General features: G+C 63.8%; 19 protein-coding genes. 9 read left to right on the top strand and 10 right to left on the bottom strand.

Translation table 11 applies throughout. The annotated features are described in order from the left end of the window. Nucleotides 1–43 precede the first annotated feature (43 nt). From tesB to EN845_RS22960, 7 genes are all read left to right on the top strand, one after another. Nucleotides 44–904 (top strand): acyl-CoA thioesterase II, encoded by an 861-nt coding sequence (gene tesB / locus EN845_RS22990; protein WP_023771879.1) that lies wholly within the window; start codon nt 44–46, stop codon nt 902–904. 302 nt (nt 905–1206) lie between these two features. Then, nucleotides 1207–1545, top strand: coding sequence for a P-II family nitrogen regulator (locus tag EN845_RS22985; RefSeq protein ID WP_127280023.1), 339 nt, complete (start codon nt 1207–1209; stop codon nt 1543–1545). A 31-nt stretch (nt 1546–1576) separates the two neighbouring features. After that, a complete protein-coding gene (locus EN845_RS22980; RefSeq protein ID WP_127280024.1) occupies nt 1577–2932 on the top strand; it encodes an ammonium transporter in 1356 nt (451 codons plus the stop codon). 456 nt (nt 2933–3388) lie between these two features. Further along, on the top strand, nt 3389–3667 hold the full coding sequence (locus EN845_RS22975) for a hypothetical protein (protein WP_127280025.1): 279 nt from the start codon (nt 3389–3391) through the stop codon (nt 3665–3667). Between the two features lie 205 nt (nt 3668–3872). Further along, nucleotides 3873–6530 (top strand): DNA translocase FtsK, encoded by a 2658-nt coding sequence (locus EN845_RS22970; RefSeq protein ID WP_127872839.1) that lies wholly within the window; start codon nt 3873–3875, stop codon nt 6528–6530. Nucleotides 6531–6664: 134 nt separating this feature from the next. After that, entirely contained in the window at nt 6665–7345 is a 681-nt protein-coding gene (locus EN845_RS22965; RefSeq protein WP_127278263.1) for an outer membrane lipoprotein carrier protein LolA, read from the top strand. Between the two features lie 73 nt (nt 7346–7418). Further along, the gene (locus EN845_RS22960) at nt 7419–8225 is read left to right on the top strand and encodes an exodeoxyribonuclease III (protein WP_127872840.1); all 807 of its coding nucleotides are present in this window, start codon (nt 7419–7421) and stop codon (nt 8223–8225) included. A gap of 49 nt (nt 8226–8274) precedes the next feature. On the opposite strand, the gene EN845_RS22955 is transcribed toward EN845_RS22960, so the two are convergent. Beyond that, nucleotides 8275–8730 (bottom strand): cyclic nucleotide-binding domain-containing protein, encoded by a 456-nt coding sequence (locus EN845_RS22955; protein ID WP_127872841.1) that lies wholly within the window; start codon nt 8728–8730, stop codon nt 8275–8277. A 122-nt stretch (nt 8731–8852) separates the two neighbouring features. Then, on the bottom strand, nt 8853–9536 hold the full coding sequence (locus EN845_RS22950; protein ID WP_027145512.1) for a response regulator transcription factor: 684 nt from the start codon (nt 9534–9536) through the stop codon (nt 8853–8855). A gap of 144 nt (nt 9537–9680) precedes the next feature. Between EN845_RS22950 and EN845_RS22945 the strand changes: the two genes are divergently transcribed. After that, the gene (locus EN845_RS22945) at nt 9681–10217 is read left to right on the top strand and encodes a L,D-transpeptidase (RefSeq protein WP_167531445.1); all 537 of its coding nucleotides are present in this window, start codon (nt 9681–9683) and stop codon (nt 10215–10217) included. A gap of 110 nt (nt 10218–10327) precedes the next feature. Here EN845_RS22945 and EN845_RS22940 read toward each other — a convergent pair whose 3' ends face one another. Continuing rightward, entirely contained in the window at nt 10328–10570 is a 243-nt protein-coding gene (locus tag EN845_RS22940) for a hypothetical protein (RefSeq protein WP_127872842.1), read from the bottom strand. A 165-nt stretch (nt 10571–10735) separates the two neighbouring features. Between EN845_RS22940 and gcvA the strand changes: the two genes are divergently transcribed. Beyond that, the gene (gene gcvA, locus EN845_RS22935) at nt 10736–11668 is read left to right on the top strand and encodes a transcriptional regulator GcvA (protein WP_127872843.1); all 933 of its coding nucleotides are present in this window, start codon (nt 10736–10738) and stop codon (nt 11666–11668) included. Between the two features lie 24 nt (nt 11669–11692). Here gcvA and EN845_RS22930 read toward each other — a convergent pair whose 3' ends face one another. From EN845_RS22930 to tsaD, 7 genes are read right to left on the bottom strand one after another with little or no spacing between them, the layout of a single operon-like run. Next, nucleotides 11693–12436 (bottom strand): glycosyltransferase family 25 protein, encoded by a 744-nt coding sequence (locus EN845_RS22930; RefSeq protein WP_127278257.1) that lies wholly within the window; start codon nt 12434–12436, stop codon nt 11693–11695. A gap of 17 nt (nt 12437–12453) precedes the next feature. Beyond that, complete coding sequence (locus tag EN845_RS22925) at nt 12454–12870, bottom strand: DUF1761 domain-containing protein (protein ID WP_127872844.1); 417 nt, start codon at nt 12868–12870, stop codon at nt 12454–12456. Between the two features lie 23 nt (nt 12871–12893). After that, entirely contained in the window at nt 12894–13577 is a 684-nt protein-coding gene (locus EN845_RS22920; protein WP_127872845.1) for a methyltransferase, read from the bottom strand. Next, nucleotides 13574–13999 carry an EVE domain-containing protein gene (locus EN845_RS22915; protein WP_127278254.1) on the bottom strand — a complete coding sequence of 142 codons (426 nt, stop codon included), beginning with the start codon at nt 13997–13999 and terminating at the stop codon, nt 13574–13576. Before EN845_RS22915 ends, EN845_RS22920 begins: the two co-directional genes overlap by 4 nt. A 17-nt stretch (nt 14000–14016) precedes the next feature. Further along, nucleotides 14017–14313 (bottom strand): YciI-like protein, encoded by a 297-nt coding sequence (locus EN845_RS22910; protein WP_127278253.1) that lies wholly within the window; start codon nt 14311–14313, stop codon nt 14017–14019. Nucleotides 14314–14332: 19 nt separating this feature from the next. Then, a complete protein-coding gene (locus EN845_RS22905) occupies nt 14333–15355 on the bottom strand; it encodes an NAD(P)H-dependent glycerol-3-phosphate dehydrogenase (RefSeq protein WP_127872846.1) in 1023 nt (340 codons plus the stop codon). Then, nucleotides 15352–16437 carry a tRNA (adenosine(37)-N6)-threonylcarbamoyltransferase complex transferase subunit TsaD gene (tsaD, locus tag EN845_RS22900; RefSeq protein ID WP_189343598.1) on the bottom strand — a complete coding sequence of 362 codons (1086 nt, stop codon included), beginning with the start codon at nt 16435–16437 and terminating at the stop codon, nt 15352–15354. Before tsaD ends, EN845_RS22905 begins: the two co-directional genes overlap by 4 nt. Between the last annotated feature and the right edge of the window lie 28 nt (nt 16438–16465).

Below are 16465 nucleotides of genomic sequence, written 5' to 3'. Positions count from 1 at the left end.
TGTCGGAAACCGCCATAGCAATTTTGCGGCGAGGTCACAAAACATGACGGCGGCGATCGACGAGCTTCTGCGCATTCTCGACCTCGAGAGGCTGGAACACAATCTGTATCGTGGTCGCAGCCCCCAGGTGGAGTGGCAGCGCGTGTTCGGCGGCCAGACCATCGCCCAGGCGCTGGTGGCGGCGCAGCGCACGGTGGAGCCGGACCGTTTCGTGCATTCGCTGCACGGCTATTTCATGCGCCCGGGCGACATCAAGGTGCCGATCATCTACGAGGTCGACCGCATCCGCGACGGCGGTTCCTTCACCACGCGGCGCGTGCTGGCGATCCAGCACGGACAGGCGATCTTTTCGCTGGAGGCTTCGTTCCAGGTCGACGAGAAAGGGCTCGAGCATCAGTTCGCGCTGCCCGACGACGTGCCGCCGCCGGAAGGGCTGAAGACGCAGCGCCAGCTGCTCGAAACTGCCGACCGGGTGCCGGAAGCGGTGCGCCGTTTCTGGGCGCGCGAGCGGCCGCTGGAACTGAGACCCGTCAATCTCCAGCACTATGAAAGCCGCGACAAGCTGCCGCCCCGGCAGAATGTCTGGATCCGCCTTGCCGGTCCGGTCCCCGACGACCGCGCGCTGCAGTCGGTGCTGCTCGCCTATCTCTCCGACATGACGCTGCTCGACACCTCGACCTTCGCGCATGGGCGCGGCCTGTTCGATCCCGACATCCAGGCCGCCAGCCTCGACCATTCGATGTGGTTCCACCGGCCGCATTCGCTCGATGGCTGGCTGCTCTATGCACAGGACAGTCCCTCGAGCTCGGGATCGCGCGGTTTCAGCCGCGGCACGCTCTATGCCCGTGACGGCACGCTGATTGCCTCGATGGCACAGGAAGGCCTGATCCGGCTCAAGCGTTGAGCACTTTGCGGGTCTTGTTTGAGCATGATCTTTTCCGAAACCCAGCCTCGCCTTTTCGGGGTCACTCCCAAAGCCGGCAAAATAGGCAATTTCGAAAAATTGCATAATTTTTGAGCATATGATGCACCGCAGGCGCCAGCACCTGCCGGTTCCGGCCACTCCATTCCCTTTGTTTACAACAGGTTAATACCCTGCTTCGGCACTTGGCACGGAGCTTGAATCCTTGGGGGCACTCTCCGGCTCCTCGGGATCGGTGAAGGTGTGCAAACGCGGGGGACCGCAACAGCAAAGGGTGAAACCTTATGAAAATCGTGATGGCAATCATCAAGCCGTTCAAGCTGGACGAGGTGCGCGAGGCGCTCACCGCCGTCGGCATCCAGGGCCTGACCGTCACCGAAGTCAAAGGCTACGGGCGTCAGAAGGGACATACGGAAATCTATCGCGGGGCGGAATACGCGGTCTCCTTCCTGCCGAAGATCAAGATCGAAGTCGCGGTCGCGGCCGACATGGTCGACAAGGCCGTCGAAGCCATCACCGCCGCAGCCAAGACCGGTCAGATCGGCGACGGCAAGATCTTCGTTTTCGGCATCGACCAGGCCGTGCGCATCCGCACCGGCGAAACAGACACCGACGCACTCTGAGCGGCGAACACGTATTCCAATGGAGAGTTCAATGAATATTCCTTCCACCTTGAAGACGACGGGACGGGCGGCCCTGCTGGGCTCGCTCGCTCTCGCAGCGTTGGGCAGCGTCGCCGCCTTCGCGCAGGAAGCCGCACCCGCTGCGGCGGCTGCCGCGCCGGCTGCCGCTCCGACCCCGGTGCTCGATACCGGCAACACCGCCTGGATGCTGACCTCGACGGCGCTGGTGCTGATGATGACCATCCCGGGCCTGGCGCTGTTCTACGGCGGCATGGTGCGCAAGAAGAACGTGCTTGCCACCATCATGCAGAGCTTCGCCATCACCTGCCTGGTGACGGTGCTGTGGTTCATGTTCGGCTATTCGCTGGCCTTCTCCGACGGCGGCGGCATGAATGCCTATCTCGGCGGCACCTCGAAATTCTTCCACCACGGCATCACCACCGCGAGCCTGTGGCTGCCGGGTGTGGCCAACATCCCTGAATTCGTCTTCTCGATGTTCCAGATGACCTTCGCCATCATCACGCCGGCGCTGATTGCCGGCGCCTTCGCCGAACGCTTCAAGTTCTCGGCACTGCTGATCTTCATGGCGCTGTGGCTGCTGGTCGTCTACGTGCCGATCGCGCATTGGGTCTGGGGTGGCGGCTTCCTCGGTACGGCTGGCGTTCTCGACTTCGCCGGCGGCACGGTCGTCCACATCAATGCCGGTGTAGCGGGCCTCGTCTGCGCGCTGGTGCTCGGCAAGCGCGAAGGCTATGGCACCACCAACATGGCACCGCACAACCTTGTCTATTCGGTCATCGGCGCATCGCTGCTGTGGGTCGGCTGGTTCGGCTTCAACGCCGGTTCGGAACTGGCGGCCGACGGCCTTGCCGGTGCCGCCATGCTCAACACCCAGGTCGCCACAGCCGCCGCGGCTCTGGCCTGGATGTTCGCCGAATGGATCATCGCCAAGAAGCCTTCCGTGCTCGGCATCATCTCGGGCGCCGTGGCCGGCCTCGTCGCGGTGACGCCGGCTTCCGGTTTCGTCAATCCGACCGGCGCCTTCATCGTCGGCATCGTCGCCGGCGTCGTCTGCTACCTCTCGGCGGTCAAGGTGAAGCACATGTTCGGCTATGACGACTCGCTCGATGCCTTCGGCGTGCATGGCGTCGGCGGCGTGATCGGCGCCTTGCTGACCGGCGTGCTCGCCGACCCGGCGATCAACAGCCTCTCGTCGGGCGCTTCGCTCGGCAAGCAGATCTACGGTGTCGCCGTCACCATTATTTGGACGGCGGTTGCCACCTTCGTCATCCTCTACGTCGTCAAGGCGCTGGTCGGCCTGCGTCCCACCACCCAGGAAGAGGTCGAAGGCCTCGACATTTCCCAGCATGGCGAAGTGGTGCCGTAAGGCATCCTTGCCACGGGGCCGGCGGAACCCTCCTCCCGCCGGCCCCATACCTCCAGGCACTTCCGGAAAACCGCAAAGGCACTTTTCCTGGAATTGCTGGAGTTCTTTGTTTTTACGCAATTCCGGACGGAAAACCGCGAAAGCACTTTTCCTGGAATTGCTCGCGTTCTTTGTTTTTACGCAATTCCGGACGGAAAACCGCAAAAGCACTTTTCCTGGAATTGCTTTGAAAAGCATCCCGTCGTGACGTCCTCGAAAGGGACTCACGCCTTGAGGCCCGGATCGCTCCGGGCCTCTTTTTTTGGCAAATTCTTCTTTCTGGTGGAGATCAACTTCGCGCAATCACGTTCGCGTGAAGGAGATTTTCGAGGAAACATCGACCGCCCTGTCTCCGAACTGTGGAGGCGCCCGTCGTTCTGACGCTCGTGTTTCGAAACATAGGGAAGGAATTTGCTCATGAACCTCAAGGATATCTGCCTCGGGGCACTCGCGCTTTCCATGGTCAGCGGCTTTGCATTTGCCGGCGCACTGGACGAGCCGGACAACATGGCGCCGTTCTTCACCGATTCCAGCATGAAAACCATGAAGCCGATGGAGGAATTCAAGGCAGCTTTCATGGCCATGCCGAAGGAGAAGCAGGACGCCATGATGAAGGAATGCCAGGACGCGGCGATGAGCAAGCCGCACGCCGAGTTCTGCGCCAATGTGAAGATGCTCGGCGGCGCCAACAAGTAAACGCACGGCCGACCCGACCAATGGATGGCGGGCCGAAGCGCCCGCCATTTTCATGTGACGCGAGCGCTGGAGGTGTCGATGTCGAAAGGACGATCGCCGCAGCCTTATAGTTAATGCGCCCTTAACCTTCCCACGCCTAGTCTGGCATCCGAATCTGCCGGAGTGCGTCATGCGCTCGGGCCAGGCAATCAAGACGGGGAAGAGCATGCGTTCAGGGGCTTCAGCACCGCTCGCGCTGACCGATACCGGGGGCGGCATCCAGGCATTCGCGCGGCGCCAGGTCGGCCGGCTGGTCGGCGCCGGCCTGTTCGCGTTCACCGCCTTCGCCGTCGCAAGCCTCGCGACCTGGAACGTCGCCGACCCGAGCTTCTCGCACGCCACCGCCAACACCGTCACCAACGCCATGGGCTATGCCGGCGCGGTCTTCTCCGACCTTGCGATGCAGTTCTTCGGCCTTGCCGCGGTTGCCGCGCTGGTTCCGGCCGTCGTCTGGGGCTATCTGCTGTTTTCGGCGCGCGGCGTCGACCGGCTGCCCAAGCGCGGGCTGTTCTGGTTCGGTTTTGCGCTGCTCGCCGCCGCGATCGCGGGCTGCGTGGTTCCGCCCAAGACCTGGCCGCTGCCTACCGGCCTCGGCGGCGTCTTCGGCGACATGGTGCTCAAGATTCCCGGCGTCCTCATCGGCGGCTATCCGACCGGACTGGTCGCCAGCGTGCTCGCCATATTGCTGGCTGCACCGGCGCTCTGGCTGTTCGCCTATGGCGCGGCGCTGATCGGGCGCAAGAACGGCTTCGCCGTGATGGAAGAACCGGCCGCGGCGGACCCGCGCGAGGACGAGCTTCTCTTCGACAATGACGAGGACGAGGGTGACGAGGGCATATTGGCGCTCGGCGCCATCACCCATTGGTGGCTGTCGTTGCGCGCGTGGATGCATCGCCGCGCGGTGCGCCGCAGGCAGGAGCGCGATGAGTTCGAGCCGGAGATGGAGCCACGCGCCAGTGCTTGGCGACGTGCCGCCGAACGGGTCGAGTCGGCCGAGTTCGCCGAATCCCGCATGAGCCAGGACGGCCGCGCCCGTGTCGAACCGGAATTCTTCGCCGCCATGGTGAACGACCGCGGCGTCTCCGTCGATCCGGCCGACGACGATGTCTTCGGCCGCGACGACGAGGACATGGATTTCGACGACGAGCCGGTCGCCCAGCGGCGTGCCCCCACTGCCAAGGTCCAGCAATTCCGTTCCGATGCCGCCACCCGGGTCGAGGCGCCGGCGGCGCGACCCGTGCCTGGCGCCCGCGTCCAGCGCGAGGCGCAGACCTCGCTGATCGGTTCGGACACGTTCGAAATGCCGTCGCTGCATTTCCTGTCCGAACCCAAGAACGTCGCGCGCGACCCAAGTCTTTCCAAGGACGCGCTGGAACAGAACGCGCGCCTGCTCGAAGGCGTGCTGGAGGATTTCGGCGTCAAGGGCGAGATCATCGCCGTTCGCCCGGGTCCGGTCGTCACCCTTTATGAGCTCGAACCCGCGCCGGGCATCAAGTCGTCGCGCGTCATCGGCCTTTCCGACGACATCGCCCGCTCGATGAGTGCGATTGCGTGCCGCGTCGCCGTGGTACCCGGCCGCAACGCCATCGGCATCGAACTGCCAAACGCGAAGCGCGAGACGGTTTATCTCAGGGAGATCATGGCCAGCCGCGATTTCGAGACGACCAAGGCCAAGCTGGCGCTGGCGCTGGGCAAGACCATCAACGGCGAGGCCGTCATCGTCGACATCGCCAAGATGCCGCACGTGCTGGTCGCCGGCACCACCGGTTCGGGCAAGTCGGTCGCCATCAACACGATGATCCTGTCGCTGCTCTACCGGCTCACGCCGCAGGAATGCCGGCTGATCATGATCGATCCGAAGATGCTCGAACTCTCCGTCTATGACGGCATTCCGCATCTTTTGACGCCGGTCGTGACCGATCCGAAGAAGGCCGTGGTGGCGCTGAAATGGACCGTGCGCGAGATGGAGGACCGCTACCGCAAGATGTCCAAGGTCGGCGTGCGCAACATCGACGGTTTCAACGCCCGCGTCCAACAGGCCGAGAAGAAGGGCGAAAAGATCTCGCGCACCGTACAGACCGGCTTCGACCGCCAGACCGGCGAGGCGATCTACGAGACCGAGAATCTCGATCTCGAGCCGATGCCCTATATCGTTGTCATCATCGACGAAATGGCCGACCTGATGATGGTCGCCGGCAAGGACATCGAAGGCGCCGTCCAGCGCCTGGCGCAGATGGCGCGCGCCGCCGGCATCCATGTCATCATGGCGACGCAACGTCCCTCGGTCGATGTCATCACCGGCACCATCAAGGCCAATTTCCCGACCCGCATCTCCTTCCAGGTGACGTCGAAGATCGACAGTCGCACAATTTTGGGCGAGCAGGGCGCCGAGCAGCTGCTTGGCATGGGCGACATGCTCTACATGGCCGGTGGCGGCCGCATCCAGCGCGTGCATGGGCCGTTCGTCTCCGATGACGAGGTCGAGAAGATCGTCGGGCACCTGAAGCTGCAGGGCGTGCCGGAATATCTCGACGCCATCACCGAGGATGACGGCGAGGACGACGACGAGCCGTCCGGAAAGGGCGGTTCCGGTGGCGGAAGCGGTGGCAATTTCGAGGATTCCGACGATCCCTACGATCAAGCGGTCTCGGTGGTGCTGCGCGACGGCAAGGCCTCGACCAGCTACATCCAGCGGCGTCTGGGCATCGGCTATAACAGGGCCGCCTCGATCATCGAGAAGATGGAAAAGGAAGGCATTGTCGGCCCGGCCAACCATGCCGGAAAACGCGAAATCCTGGTGCCGACCGAAGACGACAAATTCTAGCTGGTGGGAGTTCGCGGCAACTTTGAACCTGCTGGCGCGTTCAAGCGATTGAGCAGCGATCGCCTCGCCAAACTTCAGCCCAACTGGGGGTTCACGACAGCGACCAAATCAGGAATCAAACGAGAGTGACCGATATGAAAAACGATCTTTCAGCGCTCAGCGATCTTGCCCCGACACGCCGCCAGTTGCTTGGCCTCGGTCTTGTGTTCGCCGGTGCCGCCGCCCTCAACGTGGTGCCCGGATTCGAGCTGCTGGCCTCGGCGCAGGCGGCCGCGCCTCCGGCGGCGCAAAAGATCGCCGACCATTTCTCAGCGGTCAAATCGATGAGCGGCGAATTCGTCCAGTTCGGCCCCAAAGGCGAGCAGACCGGCGGCAAATTCTTCCTGGAACGGCCGGGCAAGATCCGCTTCAATTATGACGGAGCTTCGAATTTCCGGGTGATTTCCGACGGCAGATCAGTTGCCATCCTCAACAAGAAACTGAACACGTCGGACCTTTATCCGCTATCAAAGACGCCGCTGAAGCTGCTGCTCGACGACCGCATCGACCTCTCCGGCGACCGCGTCAAGAGCGTCAAGGAAGAGGACGACCTCACCACCATCCAGCTCTCCGACAGGTCGGTTTTCGGCAATGCGCGAATCACCATGATGTTCGACCCGAAAACCTACGACCTGCGGCAGTGGACGATTACCGACGCGCAGGGCAAGGACACGACGGTGATGATCTTCAACACCAAGGAAGGCGTCAGTTTCGCGCCGGACACCTTCGCCATCGACTATACGGCCAATCGCGAGCTGAACACGAAAACCAGGTAGGTTTCGTCGCCTCGCTTGTCTTTCCGGCGTGCGGCTGGCAGTAGTTCGGCGATCTCTCGCCGGACCTTGCCGCATGCCCTTTTCGATCGCGACCTGGAACATCAACTCCGTGCGCCTGCGCATGCCGATCATCGAACGCCTGCTCGATGAGTATGCGCCCGATGTGCTTTGCCTGCAGGAAACCAAGGTCCCGGACGAGCTCTTTCCCGAAAAAGCCTTTCGCAAGGTCGGCTATCCCTACATCGCCTTCCATGGCCAGAAGGGCTATCACGGCGTGGCGACGGTGGCGCGGCGGCCGATCGAGGTCGTCGAAAGGCGCCGCTTCTGCGATATCGAGGACAGCCGGCATCTGTCGGTGACGGTGCGGGCCGGCGGCAAGACAATCCTGCTGCACAATTTCTACGTTCCCGCGGGCGGCGACGAACCGGATCCCGAGATCAACAGGAAGTTCAGGCACAAGCTCGATTTCGTCGCCGAGATGAATGCCATCCGGGCCGAGCATGACGAGGTGTCGGCCTCGGTGCTGGTCGGAGACCTCAATATCGCGCCGCTGGAGCATGATGTCTGGTCGCACAAGCAATTGCTCAACGTGGTCAGCCACACGCCGGTCGAGACCGAAAACTTCGAGGCGATGCGGCTGGCCGGCGGCTGGGTCGACCTGATGCGGCTCAACGTGCCTTCGGAACAGAAGCTCTACACCTGGTGGAGCTATCGTGCGCAGGATTGGGAGGCGTCCAATCGCGGCCGACGGCTCGACCATGTCTGGTCGTCGCCAAACCTGGTGCCTGATTTTGCCGGCTATGAGATCCTCCGGCGGGCACGTGGCTGGGACCGGCCTTCGGACCATGTGCCGGTCATCGCCAGGTTTGATCTGGATTAGTGCCACGTAGGTTTCGCGACGAATGTAGTGTGGTTCCGCTGGTTGTGCCTCAACCCGAAAAGCGAGGGGCCAGTTCCTCGATGCGGCGGATCATGTCGTGGAATTCCTCGGAGATGCGCTGGTGCAGTTTCACCGCCAATTCCGGATACTCCTCGAGGATGCGCCGGAACATCTTGCGGCTCAGCCTTATCACTTCCGAGTCGATTTCGGCCGAGGCGCTGGTCAGCCGGTTGGTGTCGGCGATCAGCGCCAGTTCGCTGAGCATCGTGCCGGGGCCGGCTTTGCCAATCGGGATGCGCTCGCCATCTTGCTCGCGATAGAGCACGATAAGCCCGCTGACCACGACATAGGCCGAGTCGGCCACGTCGTCCTCGCGATAAAGCTTGTGGTCCGCCTGCACCAAAGTGGTCTCGGCACCGAAGGCGAGCAGGCGCAGCTGTTCCTGCGTGAAGCCCTCGAAAAGCCTCACGGCGGACAGGATGCGGATGTCGTCATCCAGCGCCATCTAGCTGTGTCCCCGAACGGTCAGTCCAATCCCTCCTCTGCGGTACGCTTCCTGAATCCCCCTCCAACAGGATCGTACCCGAAAGCGGCCCCGTCCAGACCGCTCATTGGATAGCGAAATGTTTAAGGAACCAGCTTGTAGCCGCCGCTTTCTGTCACAAGAATTTCGGCATTGGAAGGATCACGCTCGATCTTCTGGCGCAGACGGTAGACATGGGTTTCCAGCGTGTGCGTGGTGACGCCGGAATTGTATCCCCACACTTCCTCCAGCAGCACGTCACGCGTTACCACCTTCTGGTCGGCGCGATAGAGATATTTGATGATCGAGGCCTCCTTTTCCGTCAGCCGCACCTTGCCGCCGCGCGGGTCAATGAGCAGTTTCTGGCTGGGCTTGAAGGTGTAGGGGCCGACCGAGAAGGTCGCGTCCTCGCTCTGCTCGTGCTGGCGCAACTGCGCCCGAATACGGGCAAGCAGCACCGCGAAGCGGAACGGCTTGGTCACATAGTCGTTGGCGCCGGCCTCGAGGCCCAGAATCGTGTCCGAATCGGTGTCGTGGCCGGTCAGCATGATGATGGGCGCCTTGTAGCCGCCCTTGCGCAGGATCTTCACCGCTTCCCTGCCATCCATGTCGGGCAAGCCGACATCCATGATGAGCAGATCGATGAGCCCGCCGCGCGCAGCGGTGACGCCTTTTGCCGCAGTGGATTCCTGCAGCACGTCGAATTCCTCGTAGAGGGACAGTTGCTCGACCAATGTGCCGCGCAGGTCGTCATCGTCGTCGACGATCAGGATGGTACGTGAGGTCATGGATCAATCCGTTGTTTTGAAAAGTGAATTCAGTTGACCGCTGCGTATTTATGCGGAAGCTGGCCGGCACAATAGCCGATCACAGTGATTTGTTCCGTGGCACGATCATACAAGAAAAAACGCGATCGCAATGCAGCCGGCGCAATTTTGGCAAAAGGGCTGCCCGTACTGACCGTGCGGGCGAGGCCCGGCCACCCAAGCCAAGGCCTGCTGCAGGCCGGCAAAACGGTGTTTGCGTGCGCGCTCGGGCGCGGCGGCATCTCGTCCGGCAAGCGGGAAGGCGACGGCGCCACGCCGCTCGCTTCGATGCGCATCCTGGCGGGCTATTTTCGGGGGGATCAGTTTGCCGCCGGCCGCAAGACGCGGCTGGCTATGGCGCCGATCGGGCCGGATCTCGGCTGGTGCGAGGTACCAGACGACCGCAACTATAACAGGCCGGTCAGGATTCCCTATGGCGCCAGCCACGAACGCATGCGGCGCGACGACCGGCTCTATGACGCCTGCCTGGTGCTCGACTGGAATATCGCGCCGCGCCGCCGCGGGCGCGGCAGCGCCATCTTCTTCCACCTGGCGCGCCCCGGCTTTACGCCGACGGAAGGTTGCGTGGCGGTGACCGCGCGCACGATGGCGCGGCTTTTGCCGCTGCTGTCGGACCGGACGGTGGTGAGGGTGGTGAGGTAAGGAATAGGGAATAGGGAATAGGGAATAGGGAATAGGGAAAGTCTTCAGTAGGAGCAGGCACGCCCAGGCCCCATCATCTGCCCTACTCCCTACTCCCTACTCCCTACTCCCTACCTCTTCCTATTCCGCTGCCAGCCGATGTCGAGAAGGCCCAGCCGGCCGGTCTCACGGTCCATGGCCTTCGCGATGTCCTTGCGGGCGGCGCCGATATCGCGCAACTGGCGGTCGGACAGGTCCTCGACGTCCTGGTGGGCAAGACTGATCGCGACCCTGGCCTGCCGCAGCCAATCACGGGCAGCCGACAGCCAGCTTGGCCGGGCGATGTATGCAGGGTGAAGAACGATGTGAGACATGATGGGATTCCTATACTCCGGACATCAAATCCGGTTTGATGGTGTTTTGATACTGCAATCATGCCGGATTGAAAAACAAACGAGAAACGAGTAGTTCTTTTCTCATCATCAAGTTTTATTTGAGGATTGAGGCTTCATGGATCGCTTCGATCGGGCCGGGCGCTGATGGCGGCCCTGTTGCCGGGAACGCGGGCGCTAAGAACGCTGGAGGCGGCGGCCCGGCACCTCAATTTCACCCGCGCCGCCGACGAGCTCGGCCTGACGCCCGCCGCCGTCAGCCATCAGATCAAGGAAATCGAGGATCAGCTCGGCATCGTGCTGTTCACCCGCACCAGCCGCACCATCCGACTGACGGAAGCGGGCGCGGTGCTGTACGAGGCGGCGACCGACACGCTCGACCTGCTTGGCCGGGCGGTGATGCGGGCGCGCAAGATGGCGCGCGGCACCGAATTCCTGAAGGTGACGCTGGATGCCCAGTTCGCGGCGAAATGGCTGATGCGGCGCGTCGAGAATTTCCGCAAACTGCGGCCGGGCATCGAACTCAGGTTCGACATCGCCTATGGCTTGCGCGATTTCGATCTCGACGACGTCGATGTCGGCATCCGCTTCGGCGCCGGCAAATATCCGGGGCTCTGCGCGCATCGCCTGTTCGACAACATCATCATTCCCGTGTGCAGTCCGGGCCTCCTGGCATCCGGGCCGCCCCTGCGCGAGCCGCGCGACCTGTTCAACCACACGCTTGCCCATATCGAATGGGCCCGCCAGGGCGTGACATGGCCGAACTGGCGCATGTGGATGGCGGCGGCCGGCATCAACGATTTCGACGACAGCCGCACCGTCGTCTTCGGCACGTCCACGGATGCCGTCCAGGCAGCGCTCGACGGCAATGCCGTCGCGCTCGCCGATTTCGCCATGGTGGCAAACGACTTGTCCGAGGGCCGGCTGGTGCGGCCCTTCGAGCTCAGCATCAGGGTTGCGCCGGAATTCGCCTATTTCCTTGTCTATCCGCAGGCGACAGCCGAGGATCCCAGTATCGTCGCCTTCCGCGAATGGATTCTGGAGGAGGTGGCGAGGACGCGCAGCGCGGACAAGCTGTAGGCGGCTCGCGAGGTTCGGCCTTCCTTAGGACCGGGCGTTGTGGCCGAAGATCATGCGCCGGTACTTTTTCACGTTCCATTTCAGCTTCTTGTAGAGAAGCGGCTGTCTCTTGCCGGCGACGGACGTTTGGAAAGCGCCGTTCTCGCTGCCCTGCTCGACGATCGGCCGCTCGAACCACAGCATTTCAACACCGAGCTTCTCGTCCATCTGTTCGATCTGGTGGTCGATGGCCGTGTATATCTTGTTTTGCGCAATCCAGTTGCAACGGGCTTCGGCGACCGGCCGGGTGATCAGGTAGGAATCGGCGCAGCGGGCATGGAGCGCCGGGTAAAGCTTCTGGCCTTTGCGCAATTTCCAGCTCGGCGTGTAGTAGTTGCTTCCATTGCCGAGATAGATGACGGCCTTGCGGTTGGGATCGCCGAGTTCGGCGAGCCCCTGCCGGAACTTGGCGACAAAGTCGCGAGCGAGGAAGACGTCATCCTCGAACACCAGGCAATAGGGCTGGTCGGTTTCGAGGAAATCACGCCAGATGCCGACATGCTTCAGCGCCAGCGAGACAGCCGCCGGGTGTGTAAAGTCTGGAGCGACCAGTTCGGCCCGGATATCGGGCGTGATGTCAGGCTGGTCCCAGTCGGTGTAGAAGGTGACCGGCACGCCGCGCCGCTCGAACTCGCGCACGATATGCCGGCGCCGGTCGTCATAGCCATTCTTGACATGACAGATCCGGCTGAACACCAGGTCGCGCGGAAAGCCGGTTTCGTCCGCCATCAAAACTAGCGCTCCATTCAGGCCGCGACGGCGCCGAACCAGCCGATCACCACACCGATGATCAGCAGCACGCCGAGCCAATGGCCACCATCGATGAGGGTCAGGTCCCAGCCGAAATTCTCGTAGCGATGGTTGACCGACAGCGTCGTGGCGACGAAACCCAGCCAAAGCACGAAGCCGAAGATCAGCCCCGCCAGCCAGGTTGGCTCCCCACCCGTCATCGCGCCGACGACCAGGGCCATGACCAGCGCCATAATCAGCTCGGCGATGAAGGAGATGACGAAGGGAAGCGGCGATTTCTTCATCGTCGCCGGATCAAGCTTGGCGGCCTTCAGCCGGGGCTTGCTCAACGCCATGTACCAGGCGGCGCCGAACAGCCATGCGACGACGGCGGCAGCGACCACCGCCATCCAGTTCACTGCTGAAAAATCCATGAGCTTCCCCCTCCAGATGCGGTTTATGGAAACGCCTGTTCGGCGATGGCGTCAAGCAGCCGCCACACGGTCGTACGTTTGACCTCGGCATCCTCGAGCGCCCGTGTCACCGGCACCTGATAGACGCCAAGCGGCGCCAGCCCCGACCGCGGCAGATAGGACCGGCCGGGATCGCCGACCAGGATGTCGGCGCCACGCCGTTTGAGCGCCGAAAACCACGGCATCAGCCGGTCGGCGAAGGGTTTGTCATAGAAGACGTCGCCAGCCAGGACCACGTCCCAGCCCGCATCGGTGCCGATACAGTCCGCGCCGAGGAATTCGATCGGAACACCGTTGGCCTCGCTGTTGAGACGAACCGCGGTGGCGCAGAACGGGTCGATGTCGGCTGCGGTCACGGCCGCGGCACCGGCCCTGGCGGCGGCGATGGCGACGAGGCCGGAACCCGAGGCGAAGTCGAGCACGTGCTTGCCTCGCACCATGGCGGGATGGTCGATGACATGGCGGGCGAGGCCCTGGCCGCCGGCCCAGGCAAAAGCCCAGAAGGGCGGCGGCAGGCCGATCTCGACCAGTTCGTCCTCGGTCCGCTGCCAAAGATCGTGCGCTTCGTCGGCGAGGTGGAGAAGAATCTCCGGTACATGCGGCGGCGCCATCAGCGCCGTGTTGTCGAGAATGAACTGCCTGGCGCTGTCGGAGGTGAGCGCCGTCACGGCGCAGGCGTCAGGCCGCCCATGCGGCAGACTTCCTTCCATTCGGCCGGGGTCACCGGCTGCACGGAAAGCCGTCCGAGCCGCACCAGCGCCATCTCGGCCAGTTTTGGATTGGCCTTGACGTCTTCCAGCGTCGGCGGGTTCGGCACGTCCCTGACGGCGCGGATGTCGACACACTCCCAGCGCGGATCATCCGATGTGGTGTCGGGATGGGCCAGCGCGCAGACCTCGGCGATGCCGACCACGTTCAGCCCCTCGTTGGAATGGTAGAAGAAGCCGAGATCGCCGATCTGCATGGCCTTCATGTTGTTGCGGGCGGCGTAGTTGCGCACGCCGTCCCATTGGGTGCCGGCCTTGCCCTTGGCCTTCAACGCCTCGAAGGAGAAAACCGAGGGTTCGGATTTGAACAGCCAGTAGTTCATTTTCGTTCTCCTGCCGGTTAGCCGGCCGCCGGCTTGTTGAAGACCCAGTTCCACGGGCGGATTTCGACGCTCTCGAACAGCCCCGCCTTGGCATAGGGGTCGGCGGCCGACAGCGCCTGCGCTCCGGCCATATCGGGCGCTTCGATCACGGCGAGCGTGCCGTTCGGCTTGCCATCAGCATCGAGGAACGGGCCGGCGAAGGCCAGCTTCTTCTCGCCATTCAGCGCCTCGAGAAAGGCGACATGCGCGGGCCGCGTATCAACGCGCACCTGCAGGCTTCCGGGCTTGTCCTTGCAAATCAGTGCAAACAGCATGTCTTTCTCCTGATGGTCGTCAATCGTTGGTCTCGGTCTTCAGCGGCCGGGTCATCAAGGCCGTCACGGCCTCGCCGATGGTGATGGTGCCGTCCAGGATGGCGGCCACGGCGGCGATGATCGGCGCATCGATGTTGCGCTCGGCGGCGATGCGGGCGGCGATGGCCGCCGTCGGCACGCCCTCGGCCAGCGGCAGCCCGGAAAGCGCCTTGCCTTGCCCGAGCGCCAGCCCATAAGCGAAATTGCGCGATTGGGTGGACGAGCAGGTGAGCAGCAGGTCGCCGAGGCCGGAAAGCCCCATCAGGGTCTCGGGCCTGGCGCCGAAGGCGGCACCGATGCGGCGCAGCTCGACGAAGCCGCGCGTGACCATGGCGGCCTGGGCGCTGGCGCCGAGCCCGGCCCCGGTGACGGCGCCGGCGGCGATGGCGAAGACGTTCTTCAAGGCGCCGCCGATCTCGACGCCGATCAGGTCGTCGCTCGAATAGCAGCGCAGGTTTTCAGCCGAGAAACGGGCGGCAAGGTCGGCGGCGAGCGCCTCGTCGCCGGCGGCCACCACGACCGCCGTCGGCAGGCCGCGGGCGACATCGCTGGCGAAGCTCGGCCCGGACAAGGCGGCGACCGGGTTTCGCGGCAGGATTTCCAGGGCGATTGCCGACAGCAAGGCGCCGGTGTCGCGCTCGATGCCCTTGGCGCAGAGCACGAGCGGAATGCCGGCCGGCATATGATCCTTCGCGGCCGCCAGAGTCGCGCGCAACGCCTGCGCCGGCGTCACCGCCAGCACGCAATCGGCGCCAGTGAGCGCCGCCTCGATGTCGCTCGTCGCCTCGATGCCTGGCGCGATGGCGATGCCGGGCAGGTAGCGTGGGTTCTCGCCTCGACCGATCGAGGCCACGGTTTCAGGGTCACGCGCGAACAGCCGCACGGCATGGCCGGCGCGCAGCATGGCCAGCGCCAGCGCCGTGCCCCAGGCGCCGCCGCCGAGCACGGCGACACGCCAGCCACTTTTGCCCCGGCCCGCGCTCTTCGTGGCCCGATCTGTCATGCCTTGGCTCCGCGCCGACCGGAGCCGACCATTGGCGTCGAGACGCTGTCCAGGGGCCAGCGCGAGCGCGGCACGAAATCGAAGCCGTTCTCCTGCGCCATGCCTGCGCGCAGCCGCTCGATGCCGGCCCAGGCAATCATCGCGGCATTGTCGGTGCACAATTTCAGCGGCGGCGCGACGAAGGTGAAGCCGGCCTCGGCGCAGAGCCGTTCCAGCGTCGCCTTGATGGCGCGGTTGGCGGCGACGCCGCCGGCGACGACCAGCGACGGGCTTTTCGTGCCAGGGAATGTCTCGCGAAAGCGTGCCAGGGCGCGAGAAACGCGGTCGGCCAATGCATCGGCGACCGCCGCCTGGAACGACGCGCAGATGTCGGCGACATCCTGGTCGCTCAGGGGCTCGATCGCGGTTGCCGCCTGGCGCACGGCGGTCTTCAAGCCGGAAAAGGAAAAATCGGGCTGCGCCGAGCCCTTCATCGGCCGCGGGAAGGCAAAGCGCGACGGGTTGCCCGATAGCGCCGCCTTCTCGACATTCGGACCGCCGGGATAGGGCAGGCCGAGCATCTTGGCGGTCTTGTCGAAGGCTTCGCCGAGCGCGTCGTCGATGGTGGTGGCCCAGCGCTGATACTCGCCGACGCCGCGCACGGCGAGGATCTGCGTGTGGCCGCCGGAGACCAGCAGCAGCAGGTAGGGGAATTCGAGCCCGTCGGTCAGCCGCGCCGTCAAGGCGTGGCCTTCGAGGTGGTTGACGGCGATCAGCGGCTTGTTCGCCGCGGCGGCGATCGCCTTGGCCGTCATCAGGCCGACGATCAGCCCGCCGACGAGGCCTGGACCGGCGGTTGCGGCGATCGCGTCGATATCGGCCAGCGCCACGCCCGAATCGGCGAGCGCCGCCTCGACGATGCCGTCCAGCGCCTCGACATGGGCGCGCGCGGCGATCTCGGGCACGACACCGCCGAAGGCGGCATGTTCCTCGATCTGGGAGAGCACGACATTGGACAGGATTTTCGGCGCGGCATCGCCCTCCAGCGCCACGACGCTGGCGGCGGTCTCGTCGCAACTCGTCTCAATGCCCAGAACGCGGATCAATTCGTCGCTATCCCAAGAGATTGTT

The sequence above is a fragment of the Mesorhizobium sp. M8A.F.Ca.ET.202.01.1.1 genome, assembly GCF_004791595.1.
Classification (GTDB): domain Bacteria; phylum Pseudomonadota; class Alphaproteobacteria; order Rhizobiales; family Rhizobiaceae; genus Mesorhizobium.
This window is presented reverse-complemented; position numbering and strand designations above follow the sequence as displayed.